Source organism: Pseudomonas sp. NPDC078700 (assembly GCF_044542375.1).
GTDB lineage: Bacteria > Pseudomonadota > Gammaproteobacteria > Pseudomonadales > Pseudomonadaceae > Aquipseudomonas.
The window spans coordinates 744227-767848 of the sequence record NZ_JBITUI010000002.1 but is presented as its reverse complement, the minus strand read 5'-3'; the positions used below and the strand labels follow the sequence as shown (position 1 = coordinate 767848).

Genomic DNA, 23622 nt, shown 5'->3' with positions numbered 1-23622 from the left:
CCTGCTGCGCACCGTTCAAAAAGGAGGACCTATGTCCAGCCGCCGCCACTTCATTCAACGCAGTGCAGCCTTACTGGGTTTAGCTGCTGCAGCACCTTTACTGCCGAGCTTCGCCTTCGCCAGTGAGCCCAGCCAATTACTTCGCCGCAAAATACCAGGCAGCGGCGAGATGCTTCCCGCGATTGGCATGGGCACTTCAGGCACCTTTAACGTTACCCCTAATGCAGAGGGCATTGAGCCGCTCGACTTGGTCATGCGCAATTTTATCAATGGTGGCGCAACCCTCATCGACACCGCCCCAAGCTACGGCACGGCCGAGGTGGTCACCGGCCTTTTGCTCAAGCGCATTGATACTCAGCGCAAAGCCTTTTTGGCGACCAAACTATCAGCGACCGGCCGCGACAATGGCCTCGCCCAATTCAACGACAGCCTAAAAGCGTTGCAAACCGACAAAGTCGATCTGCTGCAGGTCCACAACCTGCAAGATACCCAAACGCAAATGGCGCTGATGCGTGAACTGAAAGAACAAGGCAAGATTCGCTACACGGGAATCACCCACTATGTTGAGTCTGCACACGATGACTTACTGGCGGCGCTGAAGAAACACAAACCCGACTTTGTTCAGCTCAACTATTCGATTGGCGAACGCAATGCCGAGAAACAGTTGCTGCCATATTGTGCGGACAACGGCATTGCCGTACTGGTCAACCGCCCGTTTATGCGGGGTCAGTTGCTGAGCAAGGTCAAAGGCCAGTCCTTGCCGGGCTGGGCAATTGATACCGATGCCACGTCATGGGCGCAACTACTGCTCAAGTACATTCTCGCTCACCCAGCCGTGACGGCCGTACTCCCGGCCACCTCGACACCGCGCTATGTCACCGACAACATCAAGGCAGGCATGGGACGATTGCCTGATGAAGCATTACGTGAGCGGATCATTCAGGCATTTAGCTGAGGATGGAGCGGCTAGCCAACGCCATCAATGCCAAACCTAATGAGCTGCTGGCCGCCTTAAGTGGTTTTGCCCTGTTTCTGTGTCTATTCAGTGGCTATTTCATGCTGCGGCCGATTCGTGAGGCAATGGGCATTGTTGGCGGAGTGGAGAACCTGCAATGGCTGTTCAGTGCCACTTTTGTCCTGATGCTGATTGCCGTGCCGCTGTTCGCCTGGCTCAACTCCCATGTCCCGCGCGAACGCTATATCGACTGGGTCTACGGCTTTTTCATCCTTAATCTGCTGGGCTTTGCCGGGCTGTTTAGCCTGATTGAACAAGACGTATGGCTGGCTCGCAGTTTTTACGTGTGGCTGTCGGTCTACAACCTCTTCGTAGTGTCGGTGGCGTGGAGCCTGATGAGCGATGTCTTCGACAGCCAGCAAGCCAAGCGCCTGTTCGCCTTTATCGCGGCCGGTGCCAGCTGCGGCGGGCTGATTGGTCCGGCCTTTGGTGCGCTACTGATTGATCTACTTGGCGAAAGCGGCTTAATGATTTGCGCTGCGGCCCTGCTTGCACTGGCCCTGCTGAGCAAAGGTTACTTGATGCATTGGCGCGCCATCGATGGTGCAGGCCGGCCGGGCGCTGAGCACAATGAAAGCCCGCATAAACCAGTGCTCGGCAACCCTTTCAGTGGTTTCACTCAGGTACTGCGCTCACCCTATTTATTAGGTATCAGCGCTTTTGTGATTTTGCTCGCCACGGCCAGCACCTTTCTTTACTTTGAGCAGGCTCGCCTGGTTGCCGAAACCTTCACCGACCGCAATGAACAGGTGCGTGTCTTTGGCCTGATTGACTTCACCGTACAGGCGCTGTCATTGCTCGCGCAGTTGTTTATCACCGGTCGTATTGCCCAACGCTTTGGCATTCGCGCTCTGCTCGCCGGCGTGCCGTTTCTGGTCTGCCTGGGCTTCATCGGTTTGGCGTTGGCACCGACCTTTGCCATGCTCGCCGCCTTGATGATTGTGCGAAGGGTGGGTGAATATGCTTGCGTGCGTCCGGGCCGTGAAATGCTCTTTGCACCCTTGGATGCGCAGACCAAGTACAAAGCCAAGAATTTCATCGACACCGTGGTTTATCGTGCCGGAGATGCCGCCAGCGCCTGGGCCAAGGCGCTGATCGACAATCTGGCCAACGGCGTAATGATCGCTGCAATTGCGGGGGCCGTGTGTGCAGCTGTTTGGGCACTGCTTGGTTGGTATCTGGGCGGCCAACGCAAAAAACAGTCGCCAGCCCCGGAGCCTTAAAGGTCAAGCACCAGTTCATTCCCCGAACAGCCGGAAACACAGGGCATTATCCACATGCCTGAAGCGCGCTCAGCATCAGACAGGTACTGGTCTTGGTGATCAACTTCACCGCTGACAACCCGGGTCATGCAAGCGCCGCACATGCCCATGCCGCAAGAGGTCGTGATCTCCACCCCCACCCGCGCTGCGGCGGCCACCAATGTTTCGCCCGACTGAACAGCAACCTGCTTGTCGCTCTTGGTGAGCATCAGCTGCACGGCTTGTGCCTGATTGGCTGGCGCATCAGCTAATTGCAACGGTGCCTGGAAGTGCTCACGGTACAGCACATCCCTCGGCCAGCCCGCGACGATTGCTGACTCAAACACGCAATCCATAAAACCATGGGGGCCGCAGCTGTACAGCTGACTACCGGGCTGGCGGCCGGCCAAGAGCCCAGGTAATTGCTGAGCAATTTCAGCACTGGATAAACCGCTAAACAAACTCACATCAGGTTGGCTTTGTAGTTGGTCGAGAAAAGCACTGTGCACGGGGCTGCGGCTAAAGTAATACAAATGAACCGGCCGCTGCTGCGCTCGACAGGCGCGGTACATGGCCAATAATGGCGTAATCCCAATCCCCGCTGCGGCCAATACCACCGGGCTGGTTCCCGGCTGCAAGGCAAATAGATTACGCGGCGTGCCGACCTGCAAACGAGTCCCCAGTCTCAGTTGCTCATGCAACCACTGCGAGCCGCCACGCGATTCTGGCTCGCGCTTGATAGCCAGACGAAGACAGCCTTCCTCGGCCAGATTGGTCAAGGAATATTGGCGCACCAGACCGCTGCCCATTTGCAGATCCACATGAGCGCCTGGGGTCCAACCAAAGGGCAAGCCATCGCCACTAACCGAGCACAATTCAAGGCCAAGAATGCCTTCGGCTTCCTCGCGTAAGCCACGAACTTTCATCTCGACCCAACTCATGTGCGAAGCCCCGCACGCTGCTGCAGCCCGCGCACGGCGGCAGCCGCTTCACGGCCTAAGGCAAGCATATCCAGACCGGCGATTTGATCATTCTCTACCACCCGTTTTCCGCCGACCAGCAGCGCCTGTAGACGAGCACGGCCACCGCAGGCTACTGGCGCAATGGCTAAGTCATGCAGGCCGAAATAACGGGGATCATCCAAACCATAGATTGCCAGATCCGCCGCCATGCCGACGGCCAAACCACCCAGCGCATCCAGCCCAAGCACCTTGGCACCCCCGGTTGAGCCCCAGCGCACCACGTCTTCAATACTCGCCGCGTCAGCCCCACCTTCGAACTGGCCTCCTGCATAACGCGGCTCGGCCAATTGGCCTTTACGGGCGCGCTGCAACAGCCAAGCCGCATGGGTTTCACTGAGCATGTCGGCGGCTTCATTCGAGGCCGCGCCATCAACGCCGATTGACACCGGCACCCCTGCTGCCTCCAATGCAACGATGTCCGCTATTCCACTACCCAATCGCCCATTACTTTGCGGGCAATGGGCGATACCGGTACCGGTCTGGCCAAGCATGCGGATCTCTTCGGGCAGCAACTTAACCAGGTGAGCAAACCAAACATCGTTGCCCAGCCATTCATATTCAGCGCAGAACTGCACCGGGGTCATGTTGAATTTGCCGCGCGCAGCATCTAGATAATCCACGGTTTCCGAGAGGTGGCTGTGCATACGAATGCCCAACTGGCGGGCAGCGCGTGCGGTTTCACGCAGCTCATCTGGAGTGGTGGAATGCAAGGTGGTGGTCGGTGCCATCACGATACGGCGGCGCGCGTCTGCTGCGGGGTCGTGATAGCGCTGAGTCAGGCGCTCGACATCGGCCAGATAGGCGTCGAGTTTTTCCGGGCGCATAGCTTGCGGCAAGTCGGCTTCAAGCTGACGCGTTTGGGTGGCACCACCACGGCACAGCACAAAGCGCAAACCTAATGCATCGGCCTCTTCAAAGAGTATCGCCGCGCTATCGAAGGGCATGCCCGGGTAATACAAATAATGGTGATCAGCCACCGTGGCGCAACCCGAACGGGCCAGCTCAACCAGGCCAATGCGTACCGCCAAGCGAAAGCTTTGCTCATCAAAAGCCCCGCGAAACCGATAGGGTGTTGCAGCCAACCAAGGGGTCAGGCTCTGGTTGAGTCCCTGCGGCTCTCCCTTGAGCAAAGATTGAAATAAGTGATGATGAGTGTTGACCCATGCCGGGTACACCACGCAATCGCGGGCATCAATTTGCGCCTCGCCGACTTGGGGTTGTAACTGGCCGATTGCAGCAATGCGCCCATCTACCACCCGAATATCCGGCCCGGCAACGCGTGCTGCGCTGCCAGACAACCCCGTCATAATCGCGCTGGTATTACGTATAAGCCAACTGGTGTTAGCGCTCATAGAGCATCTCCTGATCAAGCTGGCCTTTAATAAACCAACTGATACGGCCCGCCGTTTCAATGCGAGGCCATTAATAGGTTAATCAGTATCAGAAAAGCGTAGCGAGCGACGGCAATGCTGGATAAGACGTTGAGCAAGAACGACCGGGGGCGCACTCGACTTAACGCCCTAACATGAACATCTTAAGCAGCGTCTCAACAGCGGGTGTGCACTCGGCGCAGTCGCTATTGGCTTAGCCTTGTTCGCTGTCGTGCCAATGCCCCAGACTCACCCGAGCCAATGCCGCCATCAAACTGAACAGCAGTACCCCAGTCAGAGAGATCAACACCAGCGCAGCGAACAAACGCGGGATATTCATCTGAAACCCAGCCTGCAAGATCTGATACGCCAGCCCCGCCCCCGTACCTCCGGTACCTGCGACAAACTCAGCCACAACCGCACCGATCAGTGCCAGGCCGCTGGCAATGCGCAGCCCGCCAAAGAAGAACGGCAGCGCACTGGGGATACGCAAGCGCAACAGGGTTTGCCAGCGGCTTGCACGGTTGAGCTTAAACAAATTAAGCAGCCCCGGATTAACGCTGCGCAGCCCCAATACCGTGTTTGAGATCACTGGAAAGATCGCCACCAGCGTCGCACAGACCACCAGCGCCAACGTGGTATTGCTGACCCAGATGATGATCAGCGGCGCAATCGCTACCACCGGTGTGACCTGCAACAAAATGGCATAGGGGAACAAACTCGCCTCAATAACCCGGCTCTGCACAAACAGGAATGCAGCCAACACACCCAGCACCACCGCTAGCAAAAACGATAACAGGGTGATTTTTAGGGTGACCCACAGCGAACCCAATAACAGTGGCCCGTCAGTGACCAGAGTACGGCCTATGTCCGCCGGACTGGGCACCAGATACACCGGGACTTGCAATACGACACACAAAATCTGCCAGATCCCAAGCAAGACAGCCCCGACCAGCAACGGCGCAGCAATGCGCTGCACGCTGGGGTTGGCCAGTAATGGCACATGCGATGCAGTCATTTCCCACCTCCACAAGCCGCCAATTCGCGCTCAAAAGCCCAACCTAATTGAATCTTCAATGGCCGCCCTCCGCGTTAGCTTCAGCCAGCAATGCCGAAAGCTCTGCGCATTGCTGAATAAACTCGGCTGAAGTGCGGTACGCATCATCGCGCTGTTGCGGCCCTTTGATCGCCACGTCGGCTATCACCCGGCCGGGCCGAGCGCCCATCACCACCACGCGCGACGAGAGGTACACCGCCTCGTAAATGCTGTGGGTGACAAACACCACGGTCAGGTCTCGGGCGGCCCAGAGCTTACGTAAATCGCTATCAAGACGATTACGGGTGAACTCATCAAGCGCACCAAAGGGCTCATCCATCAGTAGCAAGTTCGGCTCGGTGGCCAGGGCCCTGGCGATTGATGCACGCATCTGCATGCCACCCGACAATTCCCGTGGATACACATGGCCGAATTCACCCAAGCCAACCAGTTGCAGCGCCTCATCCACCCGAGGCTGACTTTGTGTGCGGGGCACACCGGCCAGATCAAGTGGCAGGCGCACGTTATCGGCCACTTTCGCCCAAGGCATCAGCGTGGCTTCCTGAAAGACCATCGCCAACTTCTGCTCAGCAGCACTGTGGTTGATCTGGCCCTTGCCCCACCAGCGCACGTGCCCGGCCGACGGCTGCTCAAGACCCGCAAACATTTTCAGCAAGGTACTCTTGCCGCAGCCAGAAGGCCCCAACAGAGAAACAAACTCGCCGCGACCGATTTCCAACTTCAGCCGCTGTAAGGCGTGAGTGCCATTGGCGTAGGTTTTCTCGATACCATTGGCCAACAACACAGGCACATCCGGCCCGGCACTGTGCGGAACGCTCTGGTTAAGCATCGCTGCATTCAACGCCGCATTCATAACGGCAGACCGGCTGGGCGGAACTGCTCTTCTTCGCCATGCTTTTGCAGCAACTCGAAGAGCATCTTGCGCATGATTAATCCCGGGCGATCAGACTCCATGTGGAACTCCACGCGGCGGCGCGTATCAACGCAGGCGTCGTAGTCCGTGGCTTCAAGAATCTCTTGATCCTCACGGGTGATGGGCGCGTCCCAGGCAATCAACTCTTCAGTGCTGATCGCCTCTTCACTGTCATTGCGATACAACCACTGCACCAGTTGAATGCGCTTGTCATCAATCGGTGTCGCGCAGTTATAAATGATGTGGTGAATACCGCTGTCGGGGTAGGTGCAGCCGAAGCGGCGCACAAAGGGTAAGTGCCAGCGGTTAAACAGATGCCGTGTGGTGGTCGGGGTATCGGTGCCTGTCACACGGAATCCGGCAGGCGGGTTGTTGATTGGCACAATGGTTTCAGCCTCAAAGCCCCACTCGGTTTGTTCGAGGTTGTACTTCGACGGTTGCGGCTGGTTAATCATGCCAAAGTTGGCTTTGTGCACGAAGGAGAAGTGCGAGTTATCGAAGCTGTTTTCCATAAAGCGCAGCGGGCTGGTTTTCCACTCTTCATAAAACTGGAAGATGCGCCGGTACGCTGGGGCACCATCTTCTTCAAACACCGGTATATCTTGCAGGGGCTCGCCCAAGCAGACCCATACATAGCCATATTTTTCAGCGCAATGATAAGCGTCGGTGCGAGCACCAGCGGGAATAGGTGCGCCTTCAGCCTGCTGCGGAATGCATACACAAGCGCCGCTTTGGTCGTAGCGCCAACCGTGGTAACCGCAAACAATGACCCCGTCTTCTACCCAGCCTTTGGACAACTGTGCGGTGCGGTGACAACAACGATCTGCGAGCGCTACCGGCCCTTGTTTGCCCATGAAAATAACCAGGCGTTCGCCTAACAAGGTGAACGGTTGCGGGCCTTCAGCCAGTTGGCTGACAGGCATCAGCGCATACCAAAAACGACGCAATACGGGTTGTTGAGTAACTAACATAGAACATTCCTCTAGCTCGGTTCTACACGCTGCCAATACGTTGCTGGCAGCGCGGAAATAGGGGTCAACGTGCAGCGGTTTCGTTAGCCTGTGGCAACACCTTTAAGTCGCGTACAAACGCCGTGCTATAGGCTTTTTTCCAGTCAGTGTCGTTTCTGAGCAGCTCGCTTTTGACCATAAAGTCGCGGGTGGCCTGCCAGCGCGCATCGGTCATCACGCCGATGCCTTGAGTGGCTGCATCACCGCCCTCAACCAGCTTCAACTCCTTGAGCTTGGTTACGCCCCATGCGAGCAGTTCATCGTCCATGCTTGGGTTGTCTTTCTTAATCAGTGCATTTCCCGGTGCAGGGTCCGCCAGATAGCTTTTCCAGCCCTGCATGGTGGCGGCAACAAATCGCTTAAGCACTTCAGGGCGCTGGGCAATCACATCCTCGCGGGTCACCAGAGTTGAGCCGTAAGGTGGGTAACCGGCATCAGCAAACAGGAAGAACTTTGGGTTCTTTCCCGCCTTGGTGGCTTGGAACAGTTCAGAACTGGCGTAAGCCTGCTGCACCGCATTGGGGTTATTGAAGAATGGCTGCAGGTTGAAGGTGTAGGGACGCGCCTGCGCATCACTCAAACCATATTGGCTTTTCAACCATGGCCACCAAGTGGTTTGCCCAGAGGTTGAAACCAGTACGGTTTTGTCTTTAAGACCATCAAGCCCGCTAACATCGTCATGGGTCAGCATGCCTTGCGGATCACCCTGAAATGGCGCACCAATGGCCACCACCGGCATGCCCTGCTCAACACTCTTGAGCACTTGCAGGTCGTAATTGACGATGACATCGGCTTGTTTGTTGAGCAGCAACTGCATGCCATTGACCTGAGGCCCACCCATTTTGATGGTCACATCGAGGCCGTTCTCGGCATAAATGCCCTTGGCAACAGCCTGATAAAAACCACCATGCTCGGCCTGGGCATACCAGGATGTGAGCAAGACGACTTTGTCATTAGCTTGAGCCAGAGGTGCTGCCACGCTTGCGCTGAGCAGCGCCACTGGCAGTAAGCGGCGAAGTAAAGAAGCGGTAGAACCCAAAGCACTGCGTGATTTCATGGCGAAACTCTCCCAAGGGGAAGACACATTGAAAGCCGCGCCAAACTCGATATGAGTCTGACTGCGAGGGAAACCGGCGGGGTGCTGTTGAGCACGCGCAACAACGCCGAATGGCTGAGATTGCACTGAGGTAGAGCGAGGAAGTGGCAAGTAGCGCATGTCTGACATCTCTCTCGTTCTCGGCTCTAAAGCCAGAATCAAGCACCCCAATACCGGGTGTGTAACCGGGTGGCTACAAGAGCAATGTCCCGCGTCGTTATCGACACTGACCGCTTCTACTCACATCAGCTCTTGCAGAGGCTGTGCCAAGATCTACAAAGTCGCGCCGCAGAGCACTTGCATAAACTAGACTGGAAATTCCAGACAACGAACAGCATCAAGATTGCGCACTCACAAATAAGTACGCACCAGATCCGTGCAGATTTACGTCGATAAGGTGCCCGCAGTATTTTTTTAGCTGTCGAGCTTGTCACCTAAGCGCCACTCGGGTATCTGTTCACTAGCACAGCTCACAGATTAATTCGGAACTGCCCATGACTCTCGAAGTGCCAGCCCATCACGCCAACAACACCGGTAAACCTGCAGGGCGCATCCGTCAGAAGAATGAAGAAGCCATTCTGCTTGCAGCGGAAGAAGAATTTGCCCGCCATGGTTTCAAAGGCACCAGCATGAATACCATCGCGCAGAATGTGGGCCTGCCAAAAGCCAACCTGCACTATTACTTCACCAACAAACTCGGGCTTTACCTTGCGGTCCTGAGCAATATCATCGAGCTCTGGGATAGCACCTTTAACAACCTGACGGTGGATGATGACCCTGCGGAATCCTTAAGCCGTTACATCCGGGCAAAGATGGAGTTTTCCCGACGCCAGCCCAAGGCTTCGCGGATTTTTGCCATTGAAGTAATCAGCGGTGGCGAATGCCTGAATGAATACTTCAATGAAGATTACCTCAGCTGGTTTCGTGGCCGTGCCGCAGTGTTTGATGGCTGGATTGCAGCGGGCAAGATAGACCAGGTTGACTCCACTCACTTGATTTTCCTGCTGTGGAGCAGCACCCAACACTACGCCGACTTTGCTGCCCAAATCTGCCGGGTTAGCGGGCGCTCACGCCTGACCAAACAAGACTTCGAAGAAGCAACCAATAACCTGATCCATATCATACTCAAAGGGTGCGGGCTGACGCCGCCAACAGTCTGATGGTCCATACCCTCGCCAATCCTTGTGAGTATCAGGAAGAAATCCGTAAGAGTCGCTTTATCACGCTGGCCGCGGCCGCTGACAGCCCAGCGGCCGCCCAAGCCTTTATTGATCAGTTCAGTGACAGCAACGCTACCCATAATTGCTGGGCCTGGAAGGTCGGCCAGCAATACCGCTTCAATGACGACGGCGAACCGGGCGGCACTGCGGGCCGGCCAATTCTGGCGGCGATCGAGGGCCAGGGTTTCGACCAAGTGGTGGTGCTGGTTATCCGCTGGTACGGTGGCATTCAGCTGGGTACGGGGGGGTTATCCCGTGCTTACGGGGGTGGTGCCAATAAGTGCCTACAAGCGGGCGAGCGCTTGCAACTGGTCGAGCGTGTGCATTGCAACTGCCATTGCTACTTTGCCGAGTTACCACGCCTTAAAGCCCGACTGAGTGAGTTTGATGTGCTGATTGAACACGAAGAATTCACCGCCCAAGGCGTCGATTTGAACTTGGCGATTAATCCTCAGCGCTTCGACGAATTCGCCCAGTTGATGGCCGACCTCACCCGGGGCCGTGAATTGCTTAGCGCACCATGAGCCACCGGTTTGGCTTGTGCCTATTGTGTGCGGCCCTGCCCACAGCGGCGCAAGTCAACGAACGCCTTGAGCGCAGCGAATACACTGTTTGGGCTAACGCCCAACCGACACTGGCGCAAGCAATCTCAGCCGCATCGCCGATAAAAATCGACGGCAAAACCTACCACGGCTACACCCGGTGGCGGATCGACTGGTCATTCACTTGGAACCCGCTTGCCGATGGGCGCTGCCAGATCGACCAAGTCACCACCAAGCTCTACGGTCACATCACCTTGCCTGCGTTATTTCTGGCCAGCAGCGATCAACAACAGCGCTTCGACACTTACCTCAAGGCCCTTAACCAGCATGAACTGGGTCACTACGCGATCGGCCAGTCCGCCGCTCAGCGTATCGACCAACAACTGGCGAAATTGCCCACGCAACCTGATTGCACAAGCCTTGAACGCACAGCTAACCAACTGGGCCACGCCATCCTGCAAGATGCTACCGAGCAAGGCAAACGCTACGACCAAGACACCGAATACGGTAAAACCCAGGGCGCTTACCTCTCCGCCCCCTAAGCCGCGAGTCAGGCAGTAACACTCGCACGCACTGAAAATGCTCCCCCAGCCCACATCGACGCCCCGAATTGGCGCAATAACAGATTCAGCAATACAACGCCCAGAGCACGGCACCGCTGCCAGGGGCTTTTCTGACCTACCGGCCAAGTTTTTACGCTGACTGGCCAAGTTTTTGCTTTAGTTGCGGCAGTCGTTTTTTTGAGTCACTGCCTATGTCTAGCTCAACACCACTTGCGCGTTTACAAATGCGCGGCATCACCAAGCGCTATCCCGGTTGCGTGGCCAATGATCAGATTGATCTGAACATTCAGGCCGGTGAAATCCATGCATTGCTTGGCGAGAACGGCGCTGGCAAAAGCACCTTGATGAAAATCATCTACGGCGTCACCCAGCCCGATGCCGGTGAAATACGCTGGCAGGGTGAAACGCTGACCATGCGTGATCCATCTATGGCGCGTAACCTCGGCATCGGCATGGTGTTTCAGCACTTCTCGCTGTTTGAAACGCTTACCGTCGCGGAGAACATCGCACTGGCCATGGGTAGCCAAGCTGGCACACCCAAACAGCTGGAGCCGAAGATCCGTGAGGTTTCAAAGCGCTACGGCATGGCGCTTGAACCAGAACGGTTGGTGCACAGCTTGTCGATTGGTGAGCGCCAGCGCGTCGAGATCGTGCGGTGCTTGATGCAGGACATCAAACTGTTGATTCTCGATGAGCCCACATCAGTACTGACGCCGCAAGAAGCTGACGAATTGTTCGTCACCCTGCGCAGACTGGCTGATGAAGGCTGCAGCATTTTGTTTATCAGCCATAAGCTCGGTGAGGTTCGCACCCTTTGTCAAAGCGCCACCGTGTTACGTGGGGGCAAAGTCTCCGGCCATTGCATTCCGACTGACTGTACAGATTTGGATCTGGCCAGGTTAATGGTCGGCGAGGCCGAAGGACTGCAGACGCGCCACCCGAAAGTCAGTGGCGGTGAACACTTCCTGCAAGTCGATAAACTGTCCTGGCACAACCCAGACCCATTCGGCACCTCACTGCGTGATGTACACCTTGATGTACGCAGTGGCGAGATAGTGGGAATCGCTGGCGTCGCAGGTAATGGTCAAGATGAGATTCTGGCCTTGCTCAGCGGTGAACAGCCACTGTCCAAGCGTGACGCCACGCGTATCAAGTTCGCCACTCAGCCAGTGGCACACCTAAAGCCCGATGCAAGGCGCGAACTGGGCTTGGCATTTGTCCCGGCTGAGCGCCTGGGTCACGGCGCAGTGCCGGACATGAGTTTAAGCGACAACGCCCTGCTCACTGCATTCCAACAGGGTTTGGTCAGTAACGGCTTGGTCAAGCGCAATGCGGTGGTGGGTTTTGCTGAAGAGATCATCCGCCGTTTTGCCGTCAAAACCCCGAACGCCGAAACGCAAGCGCGGAGTTTGTCTGGCGGCAACTTGCAGAAATTCATTCTGGGCCGCGAGATCATGCAAAACCCTAAATTACTGGTCGCGGCCCATCCTACCTGGGGCGTTGATATCGGCGCGGCCACGGCGATTCACCGCGCCTTGATTGCTTTGCGTGATGCTGGCGCGGCAATTCTGGTGATCTCAGAAGACCTCGATGAGCTGTTCCAGATTTGCGATCGCATCGGTGCACTCAGCAGCGGCAAGCTGTCGGCACTGGCCAATACCCTTGAGACCAATCCGGTTGAGGTTGGCCGCTGGATGGCCGGCCAATTCAATACTGACGCAGTTCTGAGCTGACGGAGTTTTTATGTTGTTATCCCTTGAACCTCGCGGTCAGCAATCGCGCGCCATGCTCTGGCTCTCACCTCTGCTGGCTGCTGCACTGACATTACTGAGTGGCTCGCTGCTGTTTCTAGTGCTCGGCCTCGACCCATTGCTGACCTTGCATACCCTGCTGATTTCGCCCCTGAGCGACTGGTACGGCGTGTCTGAATTACTGGTCAAAGCTCTGCCGATTCTGCTCTGTGCTTTGGGGCTGGCGGTGGCTTACCACGCCCGCATCTGGAACATCGGTGCCGAAGGTCAACTCTTACTTGGCGCATTGGCAGGCAGCGCCGTGGCGGTACATATCATTGACTGGGAAAGTCGCTGGGCACTGGTTCTGGTCATCAGTGCCGGGGTTGCCGCAGGCGCTGCATGGGCAGGACTGACGGCGTGGCTGCGCACTCAATTCAATGCCAATGAAATCCTCACCAGCATCATGCTCAATTACATCGCCCTGAACCTGCTGCTGTACTTCGTGCATGGCCCGCTGAAAGACCCGGAAGGTTACAACTTCCCGGAATCAGCCATGTTTGGTGATTTCAGCCGACTCCCGCTGCTAACTGAAGACGGTCGTGTCCATGCCGGCCTGTACTTCGCCCTGCTCGCCCTTGTCGCGGTCTGGGTATTGCTGCAAAAGAGCTTTCTGGGGTTTCAGATCAAAGTACTCGGTCTTGACCGCCGCGCCGCTGGTTTTGTCGGCTTCCGTGAAAAACGCTTGGTCTGGTTCGCCTTGTTAGTCAGCGGCGCATTGGCGGGGCTTGCCGGTGTGGGTGAAGTCGCAGGGCCAATTGGTCAACTTGTACCGCAGGTATCACCCGGCTATGGCTACGCGGCAATCACGGTGGCATTTCTGGGTCGTTTAAATCCGTTAGGAATCGTATTTGCCAGCTTGCTGATGGCGCTGCTTTATCTGGGCGGCGAAACCGCGCAAATGGCAATGAACCTGCCGCAAGCCATTACCCAGTTATTCCAGGGAATGATGCTGTTCTTCCTGCTCGCCTGTGACGTGCTGATTTTGTACCGCCCACGCGTTAAGTGGAAATGGACAAAACGCACAGTCGCGCAAAACGCTTTGGCCTAAGAACAGTTGCGTTGGGTTTTCCTGACGCATTAGCAGAATGTGAGGATGCTGTATGGATATCGACTTACTGAGCAATATTTTCTTCGCCATGGTGCGCACCGGCACGCCGCTGCTGTTGGTCGCACTGGGTGAAATGGTCTGCGAGAAAAGCGGCGTGCTCAATCTGGGTCAGGAAGGCATGATGCTGTTTGGCGCGGTGATCGGTTTTATCGTCGCGTTCAGCACCGGCAATCTTTGGCTGGGGGTGATTCTGGCGATGGCTGCCGGCATGCTCTTGTCGCTGCTATTCGCTGCAGTTGCCTTGGGCTTCAATGCCAATCAAGTAGCCACAGGCCTTGCCCTGACTATTTTCGGCGTGGGTTTATCGACATTTGTCGGCGCGGCATGGGTGGGTAAACCACTGACTGGTTTTGAGCCTGTAGTCATTCCTTTGCTCAGTGAAATCCCGCTGATTGGGCGCATGCTGTTCGCTCAGGATTTACTGATCTACCTGTCATTTGCATTGTTTGCGCTGGTCGCTTGGGTGATGTTGAAAACCCGTATCGGCCTTATTGTTCAAGCCGTGGGGGAAAACCCGGACGCTGCCAGCGCCATGGGCTTACCGGTACTGCGCGTACGCACACTGGCCGTGGTATTCGGCGGAGCCATGGCCGGTTTGGCTGGCGCATACTTGTCACTGGCCTACACGCCAATGTGGGCGGAAAACATGACCGCCGGGCGCGGCTGGATCGCCTTGGCATTGGTGGTGTTTGCCAGCTGGAGAGTATTCCGTGTGTTGCTGGGTGCTTACTTGTTTGGCTTGGCCAGCATCATTCATTTGGTCGCCCAGGGTGTGGGTTTGTCGATCCCCTCAAACCTGCTGGCGATGCTGCCGTATGTGGCGACCATTGTGGTGTTGGTGTTGCTGTCACGGGACCCCATCAAAACCCGTTTGTTTGCGCCAGTATCACTGGGTAAACCTTGGCAGCCGGGTCACTAGTTAGCACTCCAAGGCAGATCAGCAATGGTCTGCCTAAGAGCTTATGGCTGTTGAATTCATGCTGCTGATGCTCCCCCCCTGAATAACCTGCTCCAGCCCCTCGCGACAGAGAATCTCAACGGTTCCATAACCACAGCGCACAACGCCCATTTTCTCTAGGCGCTTTAACGCGTCATGGGCACCTTTGCGTGAAAGCCCTGCCATTGCTCCAATATCAGCCTGCGAGGTTCTCGGCAGGCTGGTCGTTTCGCTAATAATTGCTAAGCGCTTTAACGTCTTTGCGATTCGGGTTGTGGCATCAAAGGTGGTCAGCGCATCGAGGGTCATCAGGGTTACATCGAATGTAAGCGCCGTGAGCAAGTTGCACCACTGCCAGTAACCGGGTTGGTCCTGAAGAATTTTGTCCAGATTGGCTTTCGTCAGGCGCATGCAATAGCTGTCCGTATAAGCCATGGTTTCAACCCGGCGAACGCCACCACAAAAAAATGCCAGCTCCCCCGTCCAAGCCCCAGGCGCAAACAAGTGAACCAAACTTGAAGCATCCGCTCGCGGCGGCAATTGGCAAGCAAGGCAGCCACTCACTAGCCCGACAATAGCGTTGCCAGGCGTTGCATAACGCAAAATAACTTCGCCCGCCGGATAGTGATGAAGTGTCGTGCGACTGAGCACCGCATCTTGAAATTCAGTCGGTGTATTTGACAGCCATCCATTGGATCGCAACGTATGTGCAGCCTCAAGAAACTCCATTGCTTCGCCTTTTTTACTAATTGTCACTTTCGATACAGTTGCAAGCATTTTCTTCAACTACTGTAGTTGAAGTCTTATCCATGAGTACCTTGTAAAGGACGAGATAGACACTAAAACCCTCAGGTGCTCCAAGGAATAAGCAGCCTTGGCACACCGCTATACATATGCAGTTTTTGGCCGCTGAAATAGTAGCCAGGACTTCCACGAGTTGTTGGAAGAATGAAGATCAAGGAGTTGTAAGCATGCTTGCATTTGTATCAAAACGTTTATCCCTCGCAATAGTTTCCAGCATGGTAATTGCGAGCACGGCCTTCGCCGCACCGAATGAAGCAACCGATGCGACCAAGAAAGCCAACGACGCCATCGCGAACTATTTGCCCTTTAGCAACAAGCAAGATTTCGAAGACGCCAAGCGCGGCTTTATCGCTGACTTGCCAAGCCCGGTAATCAAAGGCAAAGACGGCAACACAGTCATCGACCTCGGCCAATATGACTTCCTCAAAAAGGATGGCGACACCCCGGCTACTGTGAACCCAAGCCTGTGGCGTCAATCCCAACTATTGGCCATTCGCGGCCTGTTTAAAGTTGTCGATGGCATTTATCAGGTTCGCAACATCGACCTGGCGAACATGACCTTCATTCGCGGCAAGACCGGCTGGATCGTGATCGATCCACTGACCTCAGACGAAACCGCCAAAGCTGCACTGGACCTGATCAACGAAAAAGTTGAGAAGCTGCCTGTTTCCGCAGTGATCATCACGCACTCCCACGTTGACCACTTCGCGGGTCTGCGTTCAGTTGTCGATGAAGCTGATGTGAAATCGGGCAAAGTCCCGCTGATCGTGCCTGAAGGCTTTATGGAAGAAGCTGTCAGCGAGAACGTCTTCGCGGGCACAGCCATGAGCCGCCGCGCTTCGTACATGTATGGCAACCTGCTGCCGAAAAACCCGCAAGGCAACGTCGGTGGTGGTCTTGGGATCACAACTGCTGCCGGTGATATCACCCTGATTGAACCGAACAAGCTGATCAGCAAGACTGGCGAGAAGTTGACCGTTGACGGTATCGACGTCGAGTTCCAAATGGCGCCTGGCACAGAAGCGCCAGCAGAAATGCTCTTCTATTTCCCGCAATTCAAAGCGCTGGATTTAGCCGAAGATGCTAACCACACCCTGCACAACATCCTCACTCTACGTGGGGCCAAAGTGCGTAGCGCACAAAAATGGTCGACCACACTGGGCGAAACCATCGACATGTGGGGAGACAAAGCTGAAGTTTCCTTCGGTAGTCACCACTGGCCACAATGGGGTCAGGACAACGTTGTCGAGCACCTGGAAAAACAACGCGACCTGTATAAGTACATCAACGATCAAACCCTGCGCATGGCCAACCAAGGTATGACCATGCATGAGATCGCTGAAGAGTTCGTGCTGCCAGACACGCTGGCAAAAGAGTTCTACAACCGTGGCTACTACGGTGACCTGAAACACAACGTTCGCGCGACCTACCAGCTGTACCTTGGTTTCTGGGACGGCAACCCAGCCACCTTCGATCCACTGCCTCCAGTGGAAGAAGCCAAGAAGTACGTGGCAATGGTAGGTGCCGACAAGATGCTGGCAACCGCCAAGGACGCCTATGCTCAAGGCGATTATCGCTGGTCTGCAACGGTGTCCAACAAGCTGGTGTTTGCGGATCCGAAAAACCAAGCGGCACGCAATCTGGAAGCAGATGCATTGGAGCAAATGGGTTATCAGGCCGAGTCAGGTCCAGCGCGTAACTTCTACTTGAGCGGTGCTCAGGAACTGCGCAACGGCGTCAAAGAGATGGCAACGCCGAACACTAGTTCGCCTGACATCATCCGCGGCATGACCACTGAAATGTTCCTCGATTTCTTGGCCATCCACCTCAATGGTCCTAAGGTTGGCGACAAGAGCTATGCCTACAACCTCACCTTCCCAGATACCAACGAAAAGTATCTGCTAACCGTGAAAAATGGCGTGTTGAATTACAACAAGGACAAAGTCAGCGACAAGGTTGACGGTTCTGTAACACTGAACCGCAGCGTTCTCGATAACATTGCTCTGGGCAACCTGAAAATGGGCAGCCTGACCGAAAGCGGCGACGTGAAAATCGACGGCGACAAGGCCAAGTTCAAAGACATGCTGAGCAACTTCGACACCTTCGGTTTCTGGTTCAAAATTTCTGAACCTTAAGCATTAGGTCGTGATTAAAAAACGCTCCGAATTCGGGGCGTTTTTTATTGCCTGAAATCTGTGCAGGTAAAATCGTGCACACTGTCGCCCTGGCCAATGATGGCAAACCAACTCAGCAGGTCCGCCCTTCAGTCCAATCACTCAGGAGCTTTAAATGGCCCAGCAACAAACAGCGTTAATCATCGGTGCCTCGCGCGGCTTGGGGCTTGGCTTGGTCAAGCAACTGGTCCAACAGCAGTGGGCGGTCACCGCAACAGTGCGCGCCCCGCAATCGGCGGATGAACTTAAAGCCGTGACCGGGGTAAAAATCGAAACCCTCGATTTGGACAGTCAGGATTCGCTAACCGCGCTGGCCCAGCGCCTGAGCACTCAGGTCTTTGATCTGATTTTCGTTAACGCAGGTGTATTGGGTCCTGAGCATCAAACAGCCGCCGCCGCGACACAGGAAGAACTGGGTCAGTTATTTATGACCAATGTCACGGCCCCCATTCGCTTGGCTGAGCAGTTTGTCGCGCAACTGCGACCAAACACCGGTGTGCTGGCCTTTATGAGCTCTGTACTGGGCAGCGTAATGAACCCGGAGGGCAATAACTTGGCGCTGTATAAAGCCAGTAAAGCGGCACTAAACTCCTTGACCAACAGTTTTGTGTGCTCGCTACCGGCACCACGTCCGACTGTGCTTTCGCTGCATCCGGGTTGGGTTCGGACAGCCATGGGCGGTCCGAATGGCGAGATTGATGTAGAAACCAGCTGCGCCGGTTTAGTCGCTCAAGTACAGCGTTTTGCCGGTACGGGCGGCCATTATTTTGTGGATTATCAAGGCCAGACCATCGCCTGGTGACAACCGCCTGGCGCGGTTTTGTTGAACAAGACCGCGTTGGCCGTTATCTTATGCAGCAACCGCATTGCATTGCGGTGCACCTGGATCAGCAGACAGGGTTAACACTGAGCTGGCTACCTGAAATCAACTCAGAGGGCCTGCAAGGTGCCTAATTCTTATATCTGGATCAAAAACCCACTCGCCAGTTTCACTGCCAATGGCCTGGATGCCTCAGGCGGTATTGTGGTCGAGCATGGCGTTATCAGCGAAATTCTAAGTGCCGGTCAGCAGCCTGCAAAACCAGGCTATGTGGTCTTCGATGCCCGCGAGCATGTGGTACTGCCGGGCCTGATCAACACCCATCATCACTTTTATCAAACCCTGACCCGTGCATGGGGCCCAGTGGTTAACCAGCCGTTGTTTCCCTGGCTGAAAACCCTGTACCCAGTGTGGGCGCGCCTGACCCCGGAAAAACTTGCCCTGGCCAGTAAAGTGGCGTTGGCTGAGCTACTGCTCTCTGGTTGCAGCACCGCTGCCGACCACCACTATCTGTTCCCGGGTGGTCTGGAAAACGCCATTGATGTGCAGGTCGAAGCCGTTCGCGAGCTGGGCATGCGCGCCATGCTCACCCGTGGCTCCATGAGTCTGGGTGAAGCCGATGGTGGCCTGCCGCCACAGCAAACTGTGCAGCAAGGCCAGGTCATTCTTGAAGACAGCCAACGCTTGATCAATGAATATCACGAACGCGGCGAAGGGGCACAAATCCAGATTGCCCTGGCACCTTGCTCACCCTTTTCGGTGACCCAGGAGATCATGCGAGAAAGTGCTGATCTGGCTGAAAAGCTGGATGTCCGCCTGCACACTCACCTGGCTGAAACCTTGGATGAAGAAGACTTCTGCCTCCAGCGTTTTGGCCTGCGCACCGTGGATTACCTCGACAGTGTTGGCTGGCTCAGCTCGCGTACCTGGCTGGCCCACGGCATTCACTTCAACCCGGACGAAATCGAACGTTTGGGCCAAGCTGGTACAGGGATTTGCCATTGCCCAAGCTCAAACATGCGCTTGGCATCCGGGATCTGCCCAACCATCGACCTCGAAGCCGCCTGCGCGCCCATTGGCCTCGGCGTCGATGGTTCGGCATCCAATGATGCCTCGAATATGATCCTCGAAGCACGTCAGGCCCTGTACATCCAGCGTCTGCGCTACGGCGCCGCCAAGATCACACCGGAATTGGTTCTGGGCTGGGCCAGCAAGGGTTCGGCACGTCTGCTTGGGCGTAGCGACATTGGTGAACTGGCGGTTGGCAAGCAAGCGGACCTGGCATTCTTCAAACTTGATGAGTTGCGCTTCTCCGGTAGCCACGACCCTGTTTCGGCTTTACTGCTGTGTGGGGCAGACCGGGCTGACCGAATGATGATTGGCGGCCAGTGGCGAGTCATCGATGGCCAGATCGAAGGCCTTGATGTCGCGCAATTAATTGCCGATCACCGCCAAGCCGCCAAAGAGTTGATCGCAGGCTAATCAAGCCTTTGCACCACTTGGCAGCACGCAACTGATTTGCGCTTGCACAGTTGCACCAACACAGAACCCTGCTCCGGCAGGGTTTTGTGTTTTAACCGATAAGGAGCCGCCTGAGCACGGGTAATTGTCTAGTTGGTCAGTTTTTTGCAGTTGGCATTGGGACATCTAATAACACGCCAACACCCAACACCTACGGAGCAATACTCGCTATGCAGAAGAATAAACTGCGCGCCCTCGTCGCCGCCCTTGGCTTTAGCGCTGCAATGGGCGCCTCTGCTGCTGACCCATTGAAGGTTGGCTTCGTCTATATCGGCCCTATTGGCGATCACGGCTGGACCTATCAGCATGAGCAAGGCCGCAAAATGATGGCTGAGCAGATGGGCGACAAAGTCGAAACCAGCTTCGTAGAAAACGTACCGGAAGGTGCTGACGCCGAGCGGGTCATTCGCAACATGGCAAAAAGTGGCTATGACCTGATTTTCACCACCTCTTTTGGTTACATGAACCCGACGCTGAAAGTCGCCAAGCAGTTCCCGAAAGTAACCTTTGAACACGCCACCGGTTACAAGCAATCGAAGAACCTCGGCACCTATTTGTCACGTTCTTATGAAGGTCGTTATGTCGGTGGTTACCTGGCCGCCAAGATGACCAAAACCAAGAAAATCGGTTACATCGCCTCCTTCCCGATTCCGGAAGTGATCCGCGATATCAACTCGATCCAACTGGCGCTGGACAAGTACAACCCGGGCACCGAAATCAAAGTGGTCTGGGTCAACTCCTGGTTCGATCCGGGCAAAGAATCTGACGCAGCCAACGCCTTGATCGACCAAGGGGTTGACGTGGTATTCCAGCACACCGACAGCCCAGCCCCTATCCAGACAGCAGAACGTCGTGGGGTTTATGCAGTGGGCTATGCCTCTGACATGCAGCACTTCGGCCCTAAAGCCGTGCTGACGTCCATCGTCAACAACTGGGGCCCGCACTACATCAAATCCGCACAGGCGGTGATTGATGGCACCTGGAAATCTCAGGATTACTGGGGCGGCCTGAACGACGACACCATCCAGCTACCTATCAGCGAGCTGGTGCCAGCCGATGTTAAAGCTGAGGCCGAGAAGATCGAAGCCAGTATCAAAAGCGGCGAGTTCCACCCCTTTACTGGCCCAATCAAAGACCAGTCCGGTGCAGTTAAAATCGCCGACGGTGTTGTCGCCACCAATGCCGAGCTGGCATCGATGAACTACTACGTCGAAAACGTCAAAGCTGAACTGCCGAAGTAACCCTCGGCGTAGTTTGGAACTGCCAACCGTCGCTGGCTGGCAGTTTATTATCAGAGATAATCATGAATCCAAATCAACTGCCCCTGATCGATATCGCCCCGCTCTACAGCGCTGATGAACATGCTTGGCAGCAGGTTGCCAAACAGATTGATCAAGCCTGCCGTGAGTGGGGTTTTTTCTATATCACCGGTCACCCAATCAGCGCCCAGCGGATTACTCAGCTGGCGGATGCGGCGAAGACCTTCTTTGCTCAGCCAGACGCTGAAAAACTTAAAATCGACATCACCCAGACGCAGGTTCACCGGGGCTATGGAGCAATCGCCACCGAGCAACTGGACCCGAGCAAGCCGAGCGACCTGAAAGAAACCTTCGACATGGGTTTCAACATGCCAGCGGATCACCCCGATGTAGTCGCTGGCAAACCTTTACGCGGCACCAATCGCCATCCGCAGCTCAGTGGTTGGAGCGAGTTGATGGAGCAGCATTACAACGACATGCATGAGCTGGCCAAGACCCTGCTGCGCGCGATGAGCATCGCCTTGGGTATTGAACGCGATTTCTTTGATGTGCGTTTTGAAGAGCCGATAAGCGTGTTCCGCATGATTCACTACCCCCCGCGTCATACGGCCAGCAGCGCCGAGCAACAAGGGGCCGGTGCCCACACAGATTACGGCTGCGTGACCTTGCTGTATCAAGACAGTGCAGGCGGTTTACAGGTGCAAAACGTCAACGGCGAGTGGATTGATGCGCCACCGATAGAAGGCAGCTTTGTGGTTAATATCGGCGACATGATGGCGCGCTGGAGCAACGACCGCTACAAGTCGACGCCGCACCGGGTAATCAGCCCTTTGGGGGTTGATCGTTACTCGATGCCGTTTTTCGCCGAGCCACACCCAGACACCGTGATCAGTTGCCTGCCGGGATGTTCGGATGCGGATAACCCCGCCAAATATGCAGCGACCACCAGCGCTGAGTACCTACTCTCACGCTTCGCAGACACCTACGCCTACCGGCGCACCGAGGACGTTGCAAGCTAGGGCGCAGGCGAGGATGAAACGGAGCGCCCTCGCCGATTCCTGACTCAGTGGTTAAACTAGGCCCTGACTACACAGCTGACGAGAATTGAATATGTACGATTGGCTAAACGCCCTGCCCAAAGCCGAACTCCACCTGCACCTTGAGGGTTCGCTTGAGCCTGAGTTGCTGTTTGCACTGGCTGAGCGCAATAAAATCGCGCTGCCGTGGAATGACGTTGAAGCGTTACGCGCAGCCTATGCCTTTAACAATCTGCAGGAATTTCTCGACCTCTACTATCGCGGTGCCGACGTACTGCGCACCGAGCAAGATTTCTACGACCTGACCTGGGCCTACCTGGCGCGTTGCAAAGCGCAGAATGTGATTCACACTGAACCCTTCTTTGATCCGCAGACCCACACCGACCGCGGCATTCCGTTTGAAGTGGTGATCAGGGGCATCAAGCAGGCGCTGGATGACGGACAAAAACAACTGGGGATCAGCCATGGCTTGATTCTCAGCTTCTTGCGCCACTTGTCAGAAGAAGAGGCATTCAAAACCCTTGAACAAGCTGCGCCGTTTCGCGATGCCTTTGTTGCTGTCGGCCTCGACAGTTCAGAAATGGGCCACCCGCCCAGCAAATTCCAACGGGTGTTCGATAAGGCCCGCAGCGAAGGCTATTTGACCGTGGCCCACGCCGGTGAAGAAGGCCCGCCAGAATACATTTGGGAAGCCCTCGACTTGCTGAAAATCGAGCGTATCGACCACGGTGTCCGGGCGATTGAAGACGAACGTCTGATGCAGCGCATCATTGATGAGCAGATTCCGCTGACCGTTTGCCCACTGTCCAATACCAAGCTTTGTGTATTTGACGATATGGCCCAGCACAACATTCTGGAAATGCTTGAGCGAGGCGTTAAGGTCACGGTGAACTCAGATGATCCCGCCTACTTTGGTGGCTACGTCACCGAGAACTTTGCAGCGCTGCATGCCAGCCTTGGCATGACGGAAGACCAAGCCAAGCGCCTCGCGCAAAATAGCCTCGACGCCCGCTTGGCTTAAGCCTCGAACAGCCCCAAAGGGTGGGTGACGCTTTTTTCACCCACCGCTAACAACCAATAACGTCCGGGTTAATGGCTCCAGCGCTTGAAGTTCGCGGGA

21 protein-coding genes are annotated in these 23622 nt (G+C 55.6%); 14 read left to right on the top strand and 7 right to left on the bottom strand.

Annotation, left to right across the window (positions count from 1 at the left end; all coding sequences use genetic code 11):
- Positions 1 to 31: 31 nt before the first annotated feature.
- Positions 32 to 955: an aldo/keto reductase gene (locus tag ACIGCM_RS09305; protein WP_397501757.1), complete on the top strand. Its 924-nt coding sequence runs from the start codon at positions 32 to 34 to the stop codon at positions 953 to 955.
- Between the two features lie 2 nt (positions 956 to 957).
- Positions 958 to 2238 carry an NTP/NDP exchange transporter gene (locus tag ACIGCM_RS09300; RefSeq protein ID WP_397501756.1) on the top strand — a complete coding sequence of 427 codons (1281 nt, stop codon included), beginning with the start codon at positions 958 to 960 and terminating at the stop codon, positions 2236 to 2238.
- On the opposite strand, the gene ACIGCM_RS09295 is transcribed toward ACIGCM_RS09300, so the two are convergent.
- The 6 genes from ACIGCM_RS09295 to ACIGCM_RS09270 form a co-directional block, all read right to left on the bottom strand.
- The gene (locus ACIGCM_RS09295; RefSeq protein ID WP_397501755.1) at positions 2235 to 3197 is read right to left on the bottom strand and encodes a PDR/VanB family oxidoreductase; all 963 of its coding nucleotides are present in this window, start codon (positions 3195 to 3197) and stop codon (positions 2235 to 2237) included. The genes ACIGCM_RS09300 and ACIGCM_RS09295 overlap by 4 nt on opposite strands.
- On the bottom strand, positions 3194 to 4630 hold the full coding sequence (locus ACIGCM_RS09290; RefSeq protein ID WP_397501754.1) for an amidohydrolase family protein: 1437 nt from the start codon (positions 4628 to 4630) through the stop codon (positions 3194 to 3196). The genes ACIGCM_RS09295 and ACIGCM_RS09290 overlap by 4 nt, the downstream gene beginning before the upstream one ends.
- A gap of 232 nt (positions 4631 to 4862) precedes the next feature.
- On the bottom strand, positions 4863 to 5666 hold the full coding sequence (locus tag ACIGCM_RS09285; protein ID WP_397501753.1) for an ABC transporter permease: 804 nt from the start codon (positions 5664 to 5666) through the stop codon (positions 4863 to 4865).
- Between the two features lie 55 nt (positions 5667 to 5721).
- Complete coding sequence (locus ACIGCM_RS09280; RefSeq protein ID WP_397501752.1) at positions 5722 to 6558, bottom strand: ABC transporter ATP-binding protein; 837 nt, start codon at positions 6556 to 6558, stop codon at positions 5722 to 5724.
- Positions 6555 to 7589 carry a Rieske 2Fe-2S domain-containing protein gene (locus tag ACIGCM_RS09275; protein WP_397501751.1) on the bottom strand — a complete coding sequence of 345 codons (1035 nt, stop codon included), beginning with the start codon at positions 7587 to 7589 and terminating at the stop codon, positions 6555 to 6557. Before ACIGCM_RS09275 ends, ACIGCM_RS09280 begins: the two co-directional genes overlap by 4 nt.
- Positions 7590 to 7653: 64 nt before the next feature.
- Entirely contained in the window at positions 7654 to 8685 is a 1032-nt protein-coding gene (locus tag ACIGCM_RS09270; protein ID WP_397501750.1) for an ABC transporter substrate-binding protein, read from the bottom strand.
- A 533-nt stretch (positions 8686 to 9218) separates the two neighbouring features.
- Between ACIGCM_RS09270 and ACIGCM_RS09265 the strand changes: the two genes are divergently transcribed.
- The 6 genes from ACIGCM_RS09265 (at position 9219) to ACIGCM_RS09240 (ending at position 14869) form a co-directional block, all read left to right on the top strand.
- On the top strand, positions 9219 to 9884 hold the full coding sequence (locus tag ACIGCM_RS09265) for a TetR/AcrR family transcriptional regulator (RefSeq protein WP_397501749.1): 666 nt from the start codon (positions 9219 to 9221) through the stop codon (positions 9882 to 9884).
- Positions 9884 to 10468 carry an IMPACT family protein gene (locus tag ACIGCM_RS09260; protein WP_397501748.1) on the top strand — a complete coding sequence of 195 codons (585 nt, stop codon included), beginning with the start codon at positions 9884 to 9886 and terminating at the stop codon, positions 10466 to 10468. Before ACIGCM_RS09265 ends, ACIGCM_RS09260 begins: the two co-directional genes overlap by 1 nt.
- Entirely contained in the window at positions 10465 to 11028 is a 564-nt protein-coding gene (locus ACIGCM_RS09255) for a DUF922 domain-containing protein (RefSeq protein WP_397501747.1), read from the top strand. The genes ACIGCM_RS09260 and ACIGCM_RS09255 overlap by 4 nt, the downstream gene beginning before the upstream one ends.
- A gap of 212 nt (positions 11029 to 11240) precedes the next feature.
- Entirely contained in the window at positions 11241 to 12782 is a 1542-nt protein-coding gene (locus ACIGCM_RS09250; RefSeq protein ID WP_397501746.1) for an ABC transporter ATP-binding protein, read from the top strand.
- Between the two features lie 10 nt (positions 12783 to 12792).
- Positions 12793 to 13890 carry an ABC transporter permease gene (locus ACIGCM_RS09245; protein WP_397501745.1) on the top strand — a complete coding sequence of 366 codons (1098 nt, stop codon included), beginning with the start codon at positions 12793 to 12795 and terminating at the stop codon, positions 13888 to 13890.
- Positions 13891 to 13942: 52 nt separating this feature from the next.
- Complete coding sequence (locus ACIGCM_RS09240; RefSeq protein ID WP_397501744.1) at positions 13943 to 14869, top strand: ABC transporter permease; 927 nt, start codon at positions 13943 to 13945, stop codon at positions 14867 to 14869.
- A gap of 33 nt (positions 14870 to 14902) precedes the next feature.
- On the opposite strand, the gene ACIGCM_RS09235 is transcribed toward ACIGCM_RS09240, so the two are convergent.
- Positions 14903 to 15616, bottom strand: a complete 714-nt coding sequence (locus tag ACIGCM_RS09235) for a Crp/Fnr family transcriptional regulator (RefSeq protein ID WP_397501743.1) — start codon at positions 15614 to 15616, stop codon at positions 14903 to 14905.
- 242 nt (positions 15617 to 15858) lie between these two features.
- Between ACIGCM_RS09235 and ACIGCM_RS09230 the strand changes: the two genes are divergently transcribed.
- The 6 genes from ACIGCM_RS09230 to ACIGCM_RS09205 all read left to right on the top strand — a co-directional run bounded on the left by ACIGCM_RS09230 (position 15859) and on the right by ACIGCM_RS09205 (position 23523).
- A complete protein-coding gene (locus ACIGCM_RS09230) occupies positions 15859 to 17826 on the top strand; it encodes an alkyl/aryl-sulfatase (protein ID WP_397501742.1) in 1968 nt (655 codons plus the stop codon).
- A 154-nt stretch (positions 17827 to 17980) separates the two neighbouring features.
- Positions 17981 to 18667, top strand: a complete 687-nt coding sequence (locus tag ACIGCM_RS09225) for an SDR family oxidoreductase (protein ID WP_397501741.1) — start codon at positions 17981 to 17983, stop codon at positions 18665 to 18667.
- Between the two features lie 144 nt (positions 18668 to 18811).
- Positions 18812 to 20167, top strand: a complete 1356-nt coding sequence (locus tag ACIGCM_RS09220; RefSeq protein WP_397501740.1) for an 8-oxoguanine deaminase — start codon at positions 18812 to 18814, stop codon at positions 20165 to 20167.
- A 209-nt stretch (positions 20168 to 20376) separates the two neighbouring features.
- Positions 20377 to 21447, top strand: a complete 1071-nt coding sequence (locus ACIGCM_RS09215; protein WP_397501739.1) for a BMP family ABC transporter substrate-binding protein — start codon at positions 20377 to 20379, stop codon at positions 21445 to 21447.
- A gap of 62 nt (positions 21448 to 21509) precedes the next feature.
- Positions 21510 to 22484 carry a 2-oxoglutarate and iron-dependent oxygenase domain-containing protein gene (locus ACIGCM_RS09210; protein WP_397501738.1) on the top strand — a complete coding sequence of 325 codons (975 nt, stop codon included), beginning with the start codon at positions 21510 to 21512 and terminating at the stop codon, positions 22482 to 22484.
- A gap of 91 nt (positions 22485 to 22575) precedes the next feature.
- Positions 22576 to 23523, top strand: a complete 948-nt coding sequence (locus tag ACIGCM_RS09205) for an adenosine deaminase (protein ID WP_397501737.1) — start codon at positions 22576 to 22578, stop codon at positions 23521 to 23523.
- Positions 23524 to 23622 lie beyond the last annotated feature (99 nt).